Origin of the sequence: Pseudonocardia halophobica (genome assembly GCF_050948485.1) — a bacterium.
GTDB lineage: Bacteria > Actinomycetota > Actinomycetes > Mycobacteriales > Pseudonocardiaceae > Pseudonocardia > Pseudonocardia halophobica.
Map to the genome: position 1 here is coordinate 7285818 of NZ_CP192046.1, position 15912 is coordinate 7301729.

Genomic DNA, 15912 nt, shown 5'->3' on the forward strand with positions numbered 1-15912 from the left:
CTTTCGATGGAGGGTTAGCGCGGCGGTTGCGCCCGCGCGGCACCCCGACGCCGCGCGGAGTAGCCGCCGCCCGCTCCCTGTTGGTCCATCCGGTGGAGGACGCGCCGATGCGGCGATCCCGCGTGCGCCGGCGGCCGGTCGCGCTGCTCGCGCTGCCGCTCGCCCTCGGCGCCGTGCTGCTCGCATGCGCCGCGCCCACGGCGGACCCGGCGCCCGCCCCGCAGAAGGCGGCGCCCGAGGTACTGCCGTACGTCGACGTCTCGCTGCGGCCCTCGCCGTTGCCGGACATGGTCGCGCAGACCGGCGTCCGCTCGGCGGTTCTCGCGTTCGTGCTGTCCGCCGACGGCAGCTGCACGCCCTCGTGGGGCGGCCAGACCGCGACCACGGATCCCGTCGTGGTCGAGGCGGCGCGGTCGCTCGAGCAGGTCACGGTGGCGACCGGCGGTGCGACCGGCACCTACCTGGAGAACGCCTGCCCGACCCCCGAGACGCTGGCCGGGGCGTACCGCAGTGCGCTCGCGTCCGTCGGCGCCACGCGGCTCGACGTCGACGTGGAGACCGGGGTCGACGCCGAGAAGGTCGCCAGCGCGCTCGCGCTGCTCACGGGCGTCGACGTCACGCTGACCCTGCCGGTGCACGACGCCGCACAGGGCCTCACCGCCGCCGCGCTCGACCTGGTCCGCACCGTCGACGCGCACGGCGTCGACGCCCGGGTCAACGCGATGGTCATGAACTTCCCCGACGAGGGCGACTGGTCGGGAGCGATGCTCCGGGCCACGGACACGATCGTCGAGCAGCTGGACCGCGCCCCGTCGCGGATCGGCGTCACCCTCATGCTCGGCCGGACCGACACGGGTCCGGTCACCACCCTCGCCGACGCCGCGGGCGTCGCCGGGGTCGCCCGGGACCGCGGCATCGGCGCCGTCGGCCTGTGGTCCGTGGGACGCGACAACGGCGACTGCCCCGGCAACGCCACGGCGTCCTACGCGTGCAGCGGGATCGCACAGACCCGCTTCGCCTTCATCCGGACAATCCGCGACGTGAGCGCGGGCCTCGCTCCCCCGGAGGACGTGACCCCATGATCGACGACGAGACGCGCGCCCTGCGCTCCGTCCCGGCTCCCCGCCGTCCCCTCGACGACGTCGACGACGCGCCGCTGGGCTCCCCGGCCCCGCCCCTCGGCACGCCCGGGTGGCCGGGCTCCCGGCGGACGGCGCCGTGGACCGACGACGCGACGCGGGTCGGCGGCGGTCCGGGCTGGGACCAGGACGCGACGCGGGTCGGGCAGTGGGACGACGACGCGACGCGGGTCGGCAACCGGGACGACGCGACGCGGGTCGGGCCCGTCGACGCGACCCCGACCGGGCCCCGGGACGACGACGCGACCCGGGTCGGCGGAACGTCGGCGGCCTGGGACGCCCCCGGGACGGCGGCCGATGCCGGCCTGCCCGCGATCGACGCGACCACGGCGATCTCGGCGCGGCGCCGGGCGGAGCTGGCGGCCGAGTCGCCGATCGACGCCACCGCCGCCATCGCCTCGGTGCGCCCGGTGTTCGTCGACGAGCGCGGCCGCCGCACCCGCGGCATCAAGTTCGGCGTCTACAGCGTGGTCGCGGTGTGCATCGTGTTCCTCGCGGTCGTCGGGATCAGCCTCGCCGCGGGCAACCGGGGCCCGCTGATGGAGATCCCGCTGCTCGGGGGCGCCAGCTCCGCCGAGGCCAGCGACACGGTGAACACGGACGAGATCGCCCCGCCGCCGGAGCCGGTGGCGGAGGAGGCGGCCGCGCCCACCACCGCCGCCAAGCCCGCCGCCAGGACCACCCGCACCCCCGCCGCCCCGGTTGTGGCCCCCGCCGCGCCGGCCACCACGACGGTCGCCCCCACCACGACGGTCGCCCCCGCGCCGACGACCACTGTGGCCCCGACCACGACCCGGACGCGCACGCGTACCCAGAGCCCGAACCCCAACACGGATGCGGGCAACGGCACGGGTACCGACACGGGCACCAACGCCGACCCGATCGCCGCCCCGATCACCAACTGAGTGAGGAACGGCGCTCTCGTTCACACCTACTGAACGAGAGCGCCGCTCACCGCCACCCGCTTCCGCAGCATCCCCCGCACGCGATTGCACGAACGGCACTTTCGTGCAGACCTACCGCACGAACGGCACTTTCGTGCAGACCTACCGCACGAACGGCACTGTCGTGCGGAACGGCGACGGCGCGGCTCGCTCCACCCCGCGCTCGCCACGCCCCAGCGCACCCCGACCCTCCGCTCGCCTGGAACATGACCGGCGCTCTCGTTCACTTGAAGTGAGCGAGAGCGCCGTTCGTTCATTGCCGGACGATCAGCTCGCCACGCGCGCGGCACAGGCGTCGCGGTCCCCGGCGTAGGCGGGGTCCTGGGCGGCGGCCAGCCGCAGGTGCGGCAGGGCGTCGGCGTGCCGGCTCTGCCGCTGCAGCGTGCGCCCCAGCAGGTACCGGGCGTACGGGTCGCTCGGCGCGAGCTCGACGGCCCGGGTCAGCGTCTCCTCGGCCCGGCGCAGCTGCGCGGACCGGTAGTACGCCCGCCCGAGCAGCAGGGCACCGGCCGCGGTGTCGCGCAGCTCGTCGACCAGCGGCGCCAGCAGCTCCAGGGCCTCCAGCGGCCGACCGGCCTCGAGGCTCCCCTCGGCCAGGCGGTAGATCAGTGCGTTCTCCATCGCAGCCTCCCTTCCCGCTGCCCAACCCGATACCCCCTCCCCCTATTCCGAGGACCCCGAGCTCGTGATCATCAGGAGCTCACGGTTCGCGCGGCGGCCGGATCCGGCCCTCAGCTCCTTCTCGCCATCCGCCCGCGCGGGCGTCCACCCCGGATACCGTGCGGGCATGGACCTGGACGATCTGCGTGCGGTGCTGTTCGACATGGACGGCACGCTCGTCGACTCCGACGGCGCGGTGGAGCGGGCGTGGCGGACCTGGTCGGCGGAGTACGGCGCGGATCCGGAGGCCGTGCTGGCGGTGGCGCACGGACGCCCGTCGGCCCCCACCGTCCGCGAGGCCCGGCCCGACCTGGACGAGGCCGGGGTGGCCGACGCCGCCGCCCGCCAACTGGAACTGCAGTACACCGATCTCGACGACGTCCGCGAGATCCCCGGCGCCCGCCGCCTGCTCGGCCTGCTCGACGTCCTCGGCCTGCCCTGGGCCGTCGTCACCAGCGCCGACCGCAGGCTGACGGACGTCCGGCTGCGCGCTGCGGGCATCACGCCGCCGGAGGTGCTCGTGACCAGCGAGGACATCTCCGCGGGCAAGCCGGACCCGGAGGGCTACCTCCGCGCGGCGAAGGCCCTCGGCGTCGACCCCGCCGCGTGCCTGGTCGTCGAGGACACCGAGCCCGGCCTCGCCGCCGGCTGGGCCGCCGGCGCCCGCACCGCCGCGCTGCGCGGCCTGCGCGGCGACCTCTCCCTCACCGGCCTCGACGACCTGGCCGACCTGCTCAGCGAGTGGGCCCCACCCCTGCCGCCGTCGTGAGTGGCGATGGTTGCCACAGCGACCATCGCCACTCACGGCAGGTCAGCGGTACCGCTCCACGATCCGCCGCTTGACGAGCTTGCCCGTGGGCGTGCGGGGCAGGGAGTCGGTGAAGTCGACCGTGCGCGGGCACTTGTAGTGCGCGATCCGGCCCCGGACGAACTCGAGGATCTCCTTCTCGAGCTCCGGGCCGGGCACCGCACCCTCGGCGGTCTCGACGACGGCCTTGACCTGCTCGCCCATCTCCTCGTCCGGGATCCCGATCACGCCGACGTCCCGCACCGCGGGGTGCAGGGCCAGCGCGTCCTCGATCTCCTGCGGGTAGATGTTCACCCCGCCCGAGATGATCATGAACGCCTTGCGGTCGGTGAGGTAGAGCCAGCCGTCCTCGTCGACGTACCCGAGATCACCGGTGGTGGCCCAGTTCGGGTGTTCCGGGTGCCGCGAGTCCGCCGTCTTGTCCTCGTCGTGGTGGTAGACGAACAGCGGCCGGTCGGTCTCGAAGTAGACGGTGCCGACCTCGCCCGGGCCGACCTCCTTGCCGTCCTCCCCGCAGATGTGCAGGATCCCGACGGTCGCGCGACCGACCGAGCCGGGGTGCTCCAGCCACTCCTCGGACGTGATCCGGGTCTGCCCGGGGGACTCGGTGGAGCTGTAGTACTCCTGGAGCACGGGGCCCCACCACTCGATCATCCTGCGCTTGACCTCGACCGGGCACGGCGCCGCCGCGTGCACCGCGACCTTCAGCGAGGACAGGTCGTAGCGGGTGCGGACCTCGTCGTCCAGCTTCAGCAGCCGGACGAACATCGTCGGCACCCACTGGCTGTGCGTGACCCGGTACTTCTCGATGTCCGCGAGCGCCTGCTCCGGCCGGAACCGCTCCGCGATCACCAGCGTGCCGCCGACCGCGTGGGTCATCGACCCGAACCGCAGCGGCGCGGAGTGGTACTGCGGTGCGGGCGAGTAGTAGACGGTGTCCCGGTCGAAGCCGTAGACGGGGGCGAAGATCTCCAGCATCCCGTCGCCCGGCTCGTCCACCCGGCGTTCCGGCAGCTCCCGGGTGATCCCCTTCGGACGCCCGGTGGTGCCGGAGGAGTAGAGCATGTCCATGCCGACCGGCTCGTCGTCGAGCGGATCGGCGGACACGGCGGCCAGCGCCGCCTCGTAGTCCTCGTGGTCGGGGATCACGCCACCGACGGCGAGCCGCCTGCGCACCCGGGGCGTGTCCGCGACGACGCCCTCGGCGATCCCCGGCAGGTTCGCGGAGACCACGAGCACCTGCGCCTCGCAGTCGTCCACGATGTACGCGACCTCGGCGGGCGTGAGGTGGCTGTTCACGGCGGTGACGATCAGGCCGGAGCGCACCGCCGCCCAGTAGGCCTCGAAGACCTCCGGCCGATTCTCCAGCACGACGGCGACGTGGTCGCCCCGGGTCAGCCCGGCCTCGGCGAAGACCCGGGCCAGCCGGATCGAGCGCTCGTCCAGCTCGCCGTAGGTCTGCACCCGGCCGTCGAGCGGGCCGCCGGTCATGATCGTGGCCGGATGCTCCGGCCGTTCCTTCGCCCACGTTCCCGGGTACACGTCAGATCACCGTCGCCGCGCTGCGCATGTCTCCGTTGTAGCTGGCTGAACGATCGTTCGCTAGACCTCGTTTGCCAGGTCGGCGTGCTGTACCCTCAGGTCCTTCTTGAGGATCTTGCCGCTGGGGTTCTTCGGCAGCGACTCGGCGAACACGATGTACTTGGGTCGCTTGTACCCGGCGAGGACCTCGCGGGCGTGCGTGTCGACCTGCTCGCGGCTCAGCTCCACGCCCTGCTTCGGCACGACGACCGCGGTCACCGCCTCGATCCAGTGCGGGTGGCTGATGCCGAACACCGCCACCTCGGCCACGCCCTCGAGCAGGTACAGGGCCTCCTCGACCTCGCGGGAGGCGACGTTCTCCCCGCCGGTCTTGATCATGTCCTTCTTCCGGTCGACGACGGCGAGGTAGCCGTTGGCGTCGACCACGCCCAGGTCCCCGGAGTGGAACCAGCCGTTGCGGAAGGCCGCGGCGGTCTTCTCCTCGTCGTTGTAGTAGCCCAGCGCGGCGTGCGGCGAGCGGTGCACGATCTCGCCGACCTCGCCCGGCGGGACCTCGTTGTCGTCGTCGTCGACCACGCGGGTCTCGACGTTGAGCGACGCCCGGCCGGCGGACCCGGCGTGCGGCAGCTGCTCGTCCGGGCGCAGGATCGTGGCCAGCGGCGACATCTCGGTCTGCCCGTAGAAGTTCCAGAACTGCACGTCGGGCAGCCGCCGGGACAGCTCCTTGAGCACCTCCACCGGCATCGCCGAGGCGCCGTAGTAGCCCTTGCGCAGACTGGACAGGTCCCGGGTGTCGAAGTCGCGGTGGCGCAGCAGCGAGATCCACACGGTGGGCGGGCAGAACAGCTTGGTGACCTTCTCCCGCTCGATCGTCTCGAGCAGCCGCGCCGGGTCCGGGCCGGGCAGGATGATGCTGGTCGCGCCCAGGTAGACGTCGACGGAGAAGAAGCAGTCCAGCTGCGCACAGTGGTACATCGGCAGGGTGTGGACCTCGACGTCGTCGACAGTCATGCCGCCGTCGACCATACAGGACACGTACTGCGTGATCAGCGACTTCGACGACAGCATCACACCCTTGGGCCGCGACTCGGTGCCCGAGGTGTACATCAGCCGCAGCGGGTCGTCGTCGGCCACCAGCACGTCGGGAGCCTCGGAGGAGCCGGAGTCGATCCAGGTGTCGACGTCCTCCCAGTCCCCGGTCGGGGCTGCTCCGGAGAGCGGGATCCAGCCGCGCACCCCGCCGGAGAGCCCGGCGCTCGCGAGCGCCTTCTCCGCCGTGGGGGCGAGCGCGTCCTCGGTGACCATGCCCTTCGCACCGGAGTGCCCGAGGATGAACGCGATCTCCTCGGCGTTGAGCATGAAGTTGACCGGCACCAGAACTACACCGAGCCGGGCGGTGGCGAACGCGAGCACGGCGAACTGCCACGAGTTGTGCGAGAGCAGGGCCAGCCGGTCGCCCTTCTCCAAGCCCTTCCCGGCCAGGTTGTTCGCGCACCGGTTCACGGCGGCGTCGAACTCGGCGAAGCTCGCCCGGCGCTCGCCCGCGACCACCGCGAGCTTGTCCGGGTAGCGCAACGCGGTGCGGCGCAACAGGTCGCCGAGCGAGTGCTGGCGGGCCCGGGCGATCGCCTCGGTGGTCTGCGGGGTGAACTGCGCGACGTCGGACACGCCACGCATCCTGCACGAACGGCCACCCGCCGGGCCAGAGCGGGACCGACCGAGCGGTCAGGTCGCCGGGACGAACCGGTCGGCCACCGCTTGTCACTCCACGCAGCCCAGGCGCGCCGCACCGGCACGCATCGACCGCGCCAGGGCCTCACGGGAGGGACCCGGCGGGGCCGGGGCCGAGGCGGCGGGGGCGCGCAGCCCGTCGAGCAGGAAGGCGGCGAGCCGTTCCCACGCGTGCGGTGCGGCCTCGGCGCAGCCGCAGGTCCTCGGGTGTGACATCGGCGCGCAGGTCGCCCGAGCGCTGCGCCCGGTCGACCAGCTCGGCCAGCCCGGCCTCCACCCGCCCGCGCAACGCCGCCAGCTCCGGCTCGGCCGGCACGCTCAGCGTGAGCAGGTCGGCGAGTCCCCGGTCCGCGGCCTGCATGCGCAGCACCGTGAGGACGTAGGCCCGGAAGCCGGTCCACGGGTCGGGCTCGGCGAGCGCCTCCTCCGCGGCTCGCGCGAAGTCCGCCATCCGCTCCGCGAACACCGCCGCGACGAGCGCCCGGCGGGTGGGGAAGTCCCGGTACAGGGTGGCGTTGCCGACCCCGGCGCGTCGGGCGATCTCGTCGATCGGCGCCTGCAGCCCTGTTCCCCGAACACCGCGCGGAAGGCCGGCCCGGAGCAGGCCGCGGGCGTGTACGGCATGGCGACCACCGCCTACCCCTTCCTCAAGCGGGTCCCGCAGGAGCAGTTCATGAAGGCGCTCGCCGCGGGCGAGATCGCCACCGGCGTCGCCCTGCTCACGCCGTTCATCCCGGCGGCGGTCGGCGGTGCGCTGCTCACGGCGTTCGCGGGCAGCCTGCTCGGCCTCGACGTCCGGATCCCGGGCCTGCGCCGGCCGGGCAGCATCTGGCCGAGCCAGCAGGGCATGGGCATCGCGAAGGACGTCTGGCTCGCCGGGATCGGCGTCGGCCTGCTCGCCGACGGCGTCACCCGCGACTGACCCACCCCGGGCCACCGGTCCGCTCCCCGCGAGCCGGCACTCTCGCGCGACCGAACCTCACGTTCTGGGACATCCCGAGATGTGCAGTTCAGCGGCGGAAAGTGCCGACTCGCGCGTCAGAGGAGGGTGAGGATCCGCGGGCCGTTCTCGGTGATCGCGATGGTGTGCTCGGCGTGTGCGGCGCGGCTGCCGTCGGCGGTGCGGATCGTCCAGCCGTCCCGGTCGTGCCGGTAGGCGTCCTTCCCGCCGGCGTGCAGCATCGGCTCGATCGCGATGACCAGCCCCGGGCGCAGCTTCAGCCCGCGGCGGGGCTTGGCCTCGTTGGGCACGTGCGGCTCCTCGTGCATCGAGCGCCCGACGCCGTGGCCGCCGTGGTCCGCCAGCATCCCGTAGCCCGCCCCGCGCGCGACCTGCCCGATCGCGTGCCCGACGTCGCCCATCTGCGCGCCCGCCTGGGCCGCGGCGATGCCGGCCTCGAGGGCTGCTTCGGTGGTCGCGATCAGCTTCTCGTCGCTGGAGGCGGAGCTCGCGGAGCCGACCGTCGACGCGGGGTCCCCGTTCCCGACGACGACGCTGAAGGCGGCGTCGGCGCACCAGCCGTCGAGGTGGACGGCGAAGTCGACGCTGAGCAGGTCGCCCTCGTGGAGCTTCGTGCGCGACGGGATCCCGTGGACCACCGCGTCGTTCACGCTCACGCAGAGCACGCCCGGGTACGGCCCGGGCGCCCACCGCGGGTGGTAGCCGCGGAAGCTCGACACCGCCCCGGCCTCGGCGATCATGTCGGAGGCCAGCGCGTCCAGCTCGCTCGGCCGGACACCGGGCGCCGCCCGCCCGCGCACCGCGGCGAGGATGCGGGCGACCACGGACCCGGCCGCGTCGATCGCGTCGATCTCCCCGGGCGTCTTCAGCTCGATCACATCGATAACTATACCGGTATTAGTATGACGTCATGGTCCGCGTCCCCCTGACCCCCGAGGACCGCGAGCGCGGCGAGCGGCTGGGTGCCCTGCTGCGCGCCGCGCGGGGCGACCGCAGCATCGGCGACGTCGCCGCGGCCGCGGACATCTCGCCGGAGACGCTGCGCAAGATCGAGACCGGCCGGATCCCCACCCCCGCCTTCTTCACCGTCGCCGCCCTGGCCGCGGAGCTCGGCCTCGGGCTCGACGTGCTGGCCGAGTGCGGCCGCGCGGGCGCCTCCCCGGCGGCCTGACCCCGGTGTGGCGCACGACCCGGCGGTCCTGCTCGCCCGTGTCCGCAAGGCGGCGAAGGGCACGCCGTACACGGTCACCGGCACCGCCGACGGGTTCGAGCTGGTCGCCGAGGTCCTCAGCCCGCCCGGGGCGCGCGGCCGCCGTCGCGCGGAGACCCTGACCCACCGGGTCGCGCTCGACGCCGCGGGCGGCACCTACCGCGTCACCGACACCCGGGTCCCGGTGCCCGGTGCCCGGTGCCCCCGAGGAGGCCGGCGACCGCCGCTCGCTGCTCACCGGCTTCGGCCGGCGACCCGACGCCCCCGAGCAGGCCGGCACGGAGGGCCACCGGATCGTCGACGAGGCCGCCGCGGGCCTGGGCTGGACGCGGGTGCGGTCGCCGCTGGAGCGCCCGGGCGTGGTGCTCGCCGCGCTCCTCGGCTTCTGTGTGCTGCTCCTCATCGTCGCGCTCGTCCTGTTGCTCTGAGCGATATCTAGACTCGGGTGCGCCGGATCCCCACCGGCCCGCACGTTCGCCGGAGGTTCCCCGTGTCCACCACCCCTGATTCCCCCCGTGTCGATGCCCGTGTCGATGCTCGTGTCGATGTCGAGGAGTCCCGGCTGCGGGTGGGCCGGCCGGCCACGCATGCGGCGGGGCTCAGGGCGGTGCGGGTGTCGATGGGCCGGGCGCTGCGGCAGATGGGGCCGGTGAAGTCGGCGCGCAATCTGTTGCGGCTCAACCAGGTCGACGGGTTCGACTGCATGTCGTGTGCCTGGCCGGACCCGGCCGAGCCCCGGCACACCGCGGAGTTCTGCGAGAACGGCGCCAAGGCCGTGTCCTGGGAGGGGCAGCGCGACACCGTCGGCGCGGCGTTCTTCGCCGCGCACCCGATCCCGGAGCTCGAGCAGCAGTCCGACCACTGGCTGGAGAAGCAGGGCCGGCTGGTCGAGCCGATGGTCCGCCGCGCCGGGGCCGACCACTACCAGCCGATCTCCTGGGACGCCGCGTTCGCCCTGGTCGCCGAACACCTCAACGGGTTGGCCAGCCCGGACGAGGCGTTGTTCTACACCTCCGGGCGGGCGTCGAACGAGGCCGCGTTCGTCTACCAGCTCTTCGCCCGCGCCTTCGGCACCAACAACCTGCCGGACTGCTCGAACATGTGCCACGAGTCCACCTCGGTCGGGCTGGCCCGCACGATCGGCATCGGCAAGGGCTCGGTCTCGCTGCAGGACCTGCACGAGGCCGACCTGATCGTGATCTCCGGGCAGAACCCGGGCACCAACCATCCCCGGATGCTGTCCGCGCTGGAGATCGCCAAGCAGAACGGCGCGCGCATCCTGGCGATCAACCCGTTGCGGGAGGCCGGGCTGCTGCGCTTCGACAACCCGCAGACCCCCACCGGCCTGGCCGGGCGCGGCACCGGGCTGGCCGACACCTACCTGCAGATCCGTTCCAACGGCGACCTGGCGCTCTGGCAGGCCCTCGGGCACCTGCTGCTGGAGCGCGGCGCCGTGGACACCGACTTCGTCGCCCGGCACACCGTCGGGTTCGAGGCGTGGGCCAGCCACATCCGTGACCTCGACCGGGCCGCCGTCGTGGCCGCCACCGGGCTGACCTGGGCGCAGATCGAGGCGGCCGCGGAGCTGTTCGCGACCTCGACGAAGATCGTGAACTGCTGGGCCATGGGGATCACCCAGCACCGCAACGCCGTCGCCACGATCTGCGAGTTCGTCAACGTCGCCCTGCTGCAGGGGATGATCGGCAAACCCGGTGCCGGGCTGTGCCCGGTCCGCGGGCACTCCAACGTCCAGGGCGACCGCACGATGGGCATCTGGGAGAAGGCCCCGGACGCCTTCCTCGACGCCCTCGGCGCCGAGTTCGGCTTCACACCGCCGCGCGGGCACGGCCACGACGCCGCCGCCGCGGTCCGCGCCCTGCGCGACGGGCACGCGAAGGTGTTCGTCGGGTTGGGCGGGAACTTCGCCGCCGCCATGTCCGACACCCACGTCACCGAGGCCGCGCTGCGCTCCGCCGCGCTGACCGTGCAGATCTCCACCAAGCTCAACCGCAGCCACCTCACCGCCGGGCACGACGCGCTGATCCTGCCCACGCTCGGGCGCACCGAGCAGGACCGCACCGGCGGGCGCGTGCAGCGGGTCACCGTCGAGGACTCCATGTCCGCGGTGCACGCCTCCCGCGGCCGCGCCACCCCCGCCGGGCCGCTGCTGCGCTCCGAGATCGACATCCTGTGCGGGATCGCGCACGCCACCCTGGGCAGCCGCCACGGCATCCCGTGGACCGAGTTCGCCGCCGACTACGCCCACATCCGGCGCCGGATCGGCCGGGTCGTGCCCGGCTGCGAGGCCTACGACGACAAGATCAGCCGGCGCGGCGGGTTCACCCTGCCGCACCCGCCCCGCGACACCCGCACCTTCCCCACCGCAGAGGGCAAGGCCGTGTTCACCGTCAACCCACTCCAGGTCGCCCACGTGCCCGAGGGGCGGCTGGTGCTGCAGACCATCCGCAGCCACGACCAGTTCAACACCACCGTCTACGGCCTCGACGACCGCTACCGCGGCATCCACTCCGGCCGCCGCGTCGTGTTCGTCTCCCCCGCCGACCTCACCGAACTCGGCTACACCGACGGCGACCACGTCCACCTCATGTCCGAATGGGACGACGGGATCGAGCGCCGCGCGGAGAACTTCCGACTCGTCTCCTACGACACCCCCAAAGGCTGCGTCGCCGCCTACTACCCCGAGACCAACCCGCTGGTCCCCCTCGACTCCCAAGCCCTCGAGTCGGGCACCCCCACCTCGAAATGGGTCGTCGTCCGCCTCGAACGGGCGTGAAAGTCGCAAGCACGCGTCCGCCTGACCGATGAGCGAACGGCGCTCCCGCTCAGATCTAGTGAGCGACAGCGCCGCTCGTTCATGCGGGAGGTGCGGTGCGGAGCCGTGAGACCGCCTCCCGGAGCAACTCGTCGCGCTTGCAGAAGGCGAAGCGGAGCAGGGTCGGGGCCAGGTGCGGGTCGTCGCAGAACACACCGACCGGGACCGCGGCCACGCCGAGCCGCTCGGGCATGGCGCGGGCGTAGGCGGCGGCGTCGGTCACGCCGAGCGGGGCGAGGTCGGCGACCACGAAGTACGTGCCGCTCGGCTCGAACACCCGCAGCCCGGCCTCGCGCAGGCCGTCGGCCAGTAGGTCGCGCTTCGGCCGCAGGTCGCCCGAGATCGCGGCGAACACGTCGTCGGGCAGGGCGAGGGCGTTCGCAACGGCCGGCTGGAAGGGGGCGCCGCCGGCGAAGGTCAGGAACTGCTTCACCGCCCGCACGGCCGCGACGAGCTCGGCCGGCCCGTGCACCCAGCCGATCTTCCAGCCCGTCACCGAGAAGGTCTTGCCGGCGCTGGAGATCGTGAGCGTGCGCTCGGCCATGCCCGGCAGCGTGGCCATCGGGACGTGCTCCGCCCCGAAGGTCATGTGCTCGTAGACCTCGTCCGTGATCACGACGGCGTCGTGCTCGATCGCGAGGTCCCCGATCGCGCGCAGGGTGTCCCGGCCGAACACCGCGCCCGTCGGGTTGTGCGGGGTGTTGACCAGCACCGCCCGCGTGCGCGGCCCGAATGCTGCGCGCAGCTCGGCCGGGTCGGGCTGGAAGTCGGGGGCGCGCAGCGGGACCGTCCGGCGCGTGGCCCCGGCCATCGCGATCACGGCCGGGTAGGAGTCGTAGTAGGGCTCGAGGACCACGACCTCGTCGCCCGGCTCGCAGAGCGCGATCACCGCCGACGCGAGCGCCTCGGTGGCGCCCATGGTGACGAGCACATCGGCGGGATCGACGGAGAGGGAGTGGAAGCGCTTCTGGTGGGCCGCCACCGCCTCGCGCAGTGCCGGCAGCCCCGGGGCCGGCGGGTACTGGTTGACCCCGCCGTCGGTGATCGCCGCGGCGGCGTCGGCCAGCAGCGACGCCGGCCCGTCCGTGTCCGGGAAGCCCTGCCCCAGGTTGATCGCGCCGGTGCGCACGGCGAGCTGGGTGATCTCCGCGAAGATCGTGGAGGTGAAGGGGCGCAGCCGCGGGACCAGCATGGCTACCACCCTCGCATGTCCACGGCCCAGCGCTCGGCGACCTGCTCGCCGTCCACCAGCCACATCGCGTCGTGCAGCGCGACGGTCGGGTCGACGTGCGCCGGCACCACCCGGATCCGGTCGCCCACCCGCAGCCGCAGGTCCCCGGGCGCGAACGTGGTGTGCTCGTCCGAGCAGAACCAGACCTGGGCGCCAGGAATGGTCGGGTTGCCGTGGTCCATGCCCAGCGCCTTGAGCCCGACGTCGACGACCGCCCACTCCGCCGACACCGAGATCACCGTGCCCAGCACGAAGACCGCCTGCTCGAACGGGTGCCCGAGCTGGGTGTAGGCGCTGTCCATCAGCGCGTACGAGCCGGCCTGGATCTCGGTGGCCCACTCGTTGACGTCGTAGGTGCCGGTGCCGCCGGCGCTGACGAGCTCGCCGCCGACGTCGCGGGCCGCGGCCGCGAGCTTCTCCATCGCCTCGCGCACGAGCCGGCGCCGCTCCTCGGCGGGCTGGACCATCATCAGGTGGCCCTCGTAGCCCATCACGCCGCGCACCTCGAGGCCGTTGCGCCGGGCGAGATCGGCCAGCTCACCGGCCCGCTCGGGCGGGCAGCCGCAGCGGGGCAGGCCGACGTTCACGTCGATCACCACCTCGAGGACGTTGCCGCGCAGCGCCGCCGCGATCGTCTCCCGGGAGTCGACGGCCAGGGTGATCCGCGCGCCGTCGCGGACGAGCTTGCCGAGCCGCGAGGCGTCGACGACCTCGTTGGCCAGCAGCAGGTCGCCGCCGAGGCCGTGCTCGGCCATGACCTCGCACTCGCGGATCGTGGCGCAGGTGAAGCCGGGATGGCCGTTGTCGCGCTGCCAGCGCGCGAGCGACGTGCACTTGTGCGCCTTGACGTGCGGGCGCAGCCGGGCGCCGGGGAGCGCGGCGCTCATGGTGTCGAGGTTGCGGCGCAGGGCCCCGCGCTCGACGAGCAGCGCGGGCGTGGTGAGGTCGTCGACGCGCACGTGGAGAACCTACCCGCCGTGCATTGTGGAACCATAATGCGATTCAGCGGGCGCATTTTCGACGTCATGGAACCCTACTGCGAATATGCAGGTGTTTTCGCGCGTTGTTGTGGAACCATAATGCGACGTCAGCGTGGGACGGGGAGGCGGGCGACGCGGCGGAGGGCGCCGGGAGCCACCTTGGACAGCGCGTAGGCGATGCGGCTCTCCACTGTGAGCAGCTGGATCGCCCGGTTCGCCTCGACGGCGGCGACCACCGCGTCGGCCACCTTGTCCAGCGGGTACCGGCGGCGCTTGAGCAGCCGGTCGGTGGAGCGGCGCCGCTCGGCCGCCGTCGAGTCGTCGACCCCGACGAACCGCGCCGAGCCGCCGATGCCGGTGGGCAGGAAGCCGGGACACAGGGCCGTGACGCCGATGTCGTCGCCCGCGAGCTCGGCGCGCAGGCACTCCGACAGCATCAGCACGGCGGACTTGGTGGCGCAGTAGGCGGGCAGGAAGGTCGTCGGGGTGAACGCGGCGGCGGAGGCCACGTTGACCAGGTGCCCGCCCTCGCCGCGCTCGCGCATCCGGGCCGCGAACAGCCGGCAGCCGTGCACCACGCCCATCAGGTTGACGTCGACGATCGCCCGCCAGTCCGCGGGCTCGTGGGCGAGGAAGTGACCCGAGACCGCGATGCCGGCATTGTTGACCACGACGTCCGGCACCCCGACCTCGGCGCACACCCGGTCGGCGAAGGTGGCCATCGCGTCGGGGTCGGCCACGTCGACCTGGTAGGCGTGCCCGCCGGTCTCGAAGGCCGTCTGCCGCGCCGTCGAGAGCTCCTTGTCGGCCGCGACGACCACCGCGCCGCGCCGCGCGAAGCCGCGGGCCACCGCCCGGCCGATCCCGCTGCCCGCGCCGGTCACCAGTACGACCCGGTCGGTCCACCGGCCCGGGGTCGGCCGCGTGCGGTGCGGCGCCCCGGCGGGCGCGGACACGGCGTCGACCAGCTCGCGCACGCAGCGCGCGACCACCTCCGGGCGGCTGCGGGGCAGCCAGTGGCCGCCCGCCACCCGGCGGAACCGGAAGTCGTCCGTGAACCGCTCGGCACTCGCCTGCAGCGCCTGCGTGACGTACCGGTCCCCGGTCGGGGCCAGGACCTGCACCGGGACCTCCGTGCGCCGCTCCCCGCCGCCGCGGCCGAGGTTGGCGCGGTAGAGCTCGAGCCCGCGCACGGCGTCGCGCGCCGCGGGCCGCGGGATTCCCTCCCGGCGGGCGACGAGCCCACCCGCCAGCCCCGAGCGCCAGGCCAGCTCGGGCAGCACCGGCAGCTGGAAGAACCCGACGTACCAGGAGCGGCGCAGCTGCCGGAGCCGGTCGCGCAGCCGCGCGCTGCGCCCGAACGCCCCGATGTGCGCCAGGGACGGGCCGGAGATCGACGTGTAGGAGGCGAACCGCGGGCGCAGCGCCGGGTCGGTGACGGCGTGCCAGCCCTGGATCGAGCCCCAGTCGTGCGCGAGCAGGTGCACCGGACGGTCGGGGGCGACGGCGTCGAGCACCGCGACCAGGTCGGCCGCCAGCCGCTCGACCCGGTACCCGTCGCGGTCCGCCGGGGCCTGCGACGCGCCCGCGCCACGGACGTCGTAGGTCACCACCCGGAAGGTGTCGGCCAGCAGGGGGACGACGCCGTCCCACACCGTGTGGTCGTCCGGGTAGCCGTGCACCGCGACGACGACCGGGGCGCCCCCCGGGCCGGTGACGTGGACGGCCAGGTCCAGGCCGTCCGGGGTGCGGACGGTACGTGCCTCGCTGCGCATGGGGCCGAGCGTAGCTACTCGCGAGTACGTGACCCATGACACACCTGTTCGGGGAACCGGAACAGCACGCCGGGCATCGGGCCTTGAACCACCCGGAA

Annotated in this window: 15 protein-coding genes and 1 pseudogene; 7 read left to right on the forward strand and 9 right to left on the reverse strand. The window is 73.6% G+C overall.

Annotated features, from left to right (window positions below):
- The first annotated feature begins 107 nt into the window (after positions 1–107).
- Both ACQP04_RS34810 and ACQP04_RS34815 read left to right on the forward strand, forming a co-directional pair.
- Positions 108–1082, forward strand: a complete 975-nt coding sequence (locus ACQP04_RS34810) for a carbohydrate-binding protein CenC (RefSeq protein WP_433504677.1) — start codon at positions 108–110, stop codon at positions 1080–1082.
- On the forward strand, positions 1079–2044 hold the full coding sequence (locus tag ACQP04_RS34815) for a hypothetical protein (RefSeq protein ID WP_433504678.1): 966 nt from the start codon (positions 1079–1081) through the stop codon (positions 2042–2044). The genes ACQP04_RS34810 and ACQP04_RS34815 overlap by 4 nt, the downstream gene beginning before the upstream one ends.
- Positions 2045–2350: 306 nt before the next feature.
- On the opposite strand, the gene ACQP04_RS34820 is transcribed toward ACQP04_RS34815, so the two are convergent.
- Entirely contained in the window at positions 2351–2704 is a 354-nt protein-coding gene (locus tag ACQP04_RS34820) for a tetratricopeptide repeat protein (RefSeq protein ID WP_433504679.1), read from the reverse strand.
- 166 nt (positions 2705–2870) lie between these two features.
- Between ACQP04_RS34820 and ACQP04_RS34825 the strand changes: the two genes are divergently transcribed.
- Entirely contained in the window at positions 2871–3512 is a 642-nt protein-coding gene (locus tag ACQP04_RS34825; protein WP_433504680.1) for an HAD-IA family hydrolase, read from the forward strand.
- A 42-nt stretch (positions 3513–3554) separates the two neighbouring features.
- Here ACQP04_RS34825 and ACQP04_RS34830 read toward each other — a convergent pair whose 3' ends face one another.
- The 4 genes and pseudogenes from ACQP04_RS34830 to ACQP04_RS34845 form a co-directional block, all read right to left on the reverse strand.
- Positions 3555–5093 carry an acyl-CoA synthetase gene (locus ACQP04_RS34830; protein WP_433504681.1) on the reverse strand — a complete coding sequence of 513 codons (1539 nt, stop codon included), beginning with the start codon at positions 5091–5093 and terminating at the stop codon, positions 3555–3557.
- Between the two features lie 60 nt (positions 5094–5153).
- Positions 5154–6761 (reverse strand): acyl-CoA synthetase, encoded by a 1608-nt coding sequence (locus ACQP04_RS34835; protein WP_433504682.1) that lies wholly within the window; start codon positions 6759–6761, stop codon positions 5154–5156.
- A gap of 148 nt (positions 6762–6909) precedes the next feature.
- Positions 6910–7275: a hypothetical protein gene (locus ACQP04_RS34840; RefSeq protein WP_433508497.1), complete on the reverse strand. Its 366-nt coding sequence runs from the start codon at positions 7273–7275 to the stop codon at positions 6910–6912.
- A 24-nt stretch (positions 7276–7299) separates the two neighbouring features.
- Positions 7300–7494 (reverse strand): annotated as a pseudogene (locus tag ACQP04_RS34845) (TetR family transcriptional regulator); the annotation flags it as partial.
- On the opposite strand from ACQP04_RS34845, the gene ACQP04_RS34850 reads away from it, so the two are divergent.
- A complete protein-coding gene (locus tag ACQP04_RS34850; RefSeq protein ID WP_433508523.1) occupies positions 7447–7746 on the forward strand; it encodes a hypothetical protein in 300 nt (99 codons plus the stop codon). The pseudogene ACQP04_RS34845 and the gene ACQP04_RS34850 sit on opposite strands and share 48 nt — an antisense overlap.
- Positions 7747–7862: 116 nt before the next feature.
- Here the strand turns inward: ACQP04_RS34850 and map are convergent, their stop codons facing one another.
- On the reverse strand, positions 7863–8663 hold the full coding sequence (map, locus tag ACQP04_RS34855) for a type I methionyl aminopeptidase (protein WP_433504683.1): 801 nt from the start codon (positions 8661–8663) through the stop codon (positions 7863–7865).
- Between the two features lie 32 nt (positions 8664–8695).
- On the opposite strand from map, the gene ACQP04_RS34860 reads away from it, so the two are divergent.
- The 3 genes from ACQP04_RS34860 (at position 8696) to ACQP04_RS34870 (ending at position 11789) form a co-directional block, all read left to right on the forward strand.
- Positions 8696–8956 (forward strand): helix-turn-helix domain-containing protein, encoded by a 261-nt coding sequence (locus tag ACQP04_RS34860; RefSeq protein ID WP_433504684.1) that lies wholly within the window; start codon positions 8696–8698, stop codon positions 8954–8956.
- A gap of 230 nt (positions 8957–9186) precedes the next feature.
- Complete coding sequence (locus ACQP04_RS34865; protein ID WP_433504685.1) at positions 9187–9423, forward strand: hypothetical protein; 237 nt, start codon at positions 9187–9189, stop codon at positions 9421–9423.
- Positions 9424–9563: 140 nt separating this feature from the next.
- Entirely contained in the window at positions 9564–11789 is a 2226-nt protein-coding gene (locus ACQP04_RS34870; protein ID WP_433504686.1) for an FdhF/YdeP family oxidoreductase, read from the forward strand.
- Between the two features lie 79 nt (positions 11790–11868).
- On the opposite strand, the gene ACQP04_RS34875 is transcribed toward ACQP04_RS34870, so the two are convergent.
- The 3 genes from ACQP04_RS34875 to ACQP04_RS34885 form a co-directional block, all read right to left on the reverse strand.
- Positions 11869–13020, reverse strand: a complete 1152-nt coding sequence (locus tag ACQP04_RS34875) for a pyridoxal phosphate-dependent aminotransferase (protein WP_433504687.1) — start codon at positions 13018–13020, stop codon at positions 11869–11871.
- A 2-nt stretch (positions 13021–13022) separates the two neighbouring features.
- On the reverse strand, positions 13023–14018 hold the full coding sequence (locus ACQP04_RS34880; RefSeq protein ID WP_433504688.1) for an alanine racemase: 996 nt from the start codon (positions 14016–14018) through the stop codon (positions 13023–13025).
- Between the two features lie 128 nt (positions 14019–14146).
- Positions 14147–15814, reverse strand: a complete 1668-nt coding sequence (locus tag ACQP04_RS34885) for an SDR family oxidoreductase (RefSeq protein ID WP_433504689.1) — start codon at positions 15812–15814, stop codon at positions 14147–14149.
- Positions 15815–15912 lie beyond the last annotated feature (98 nt).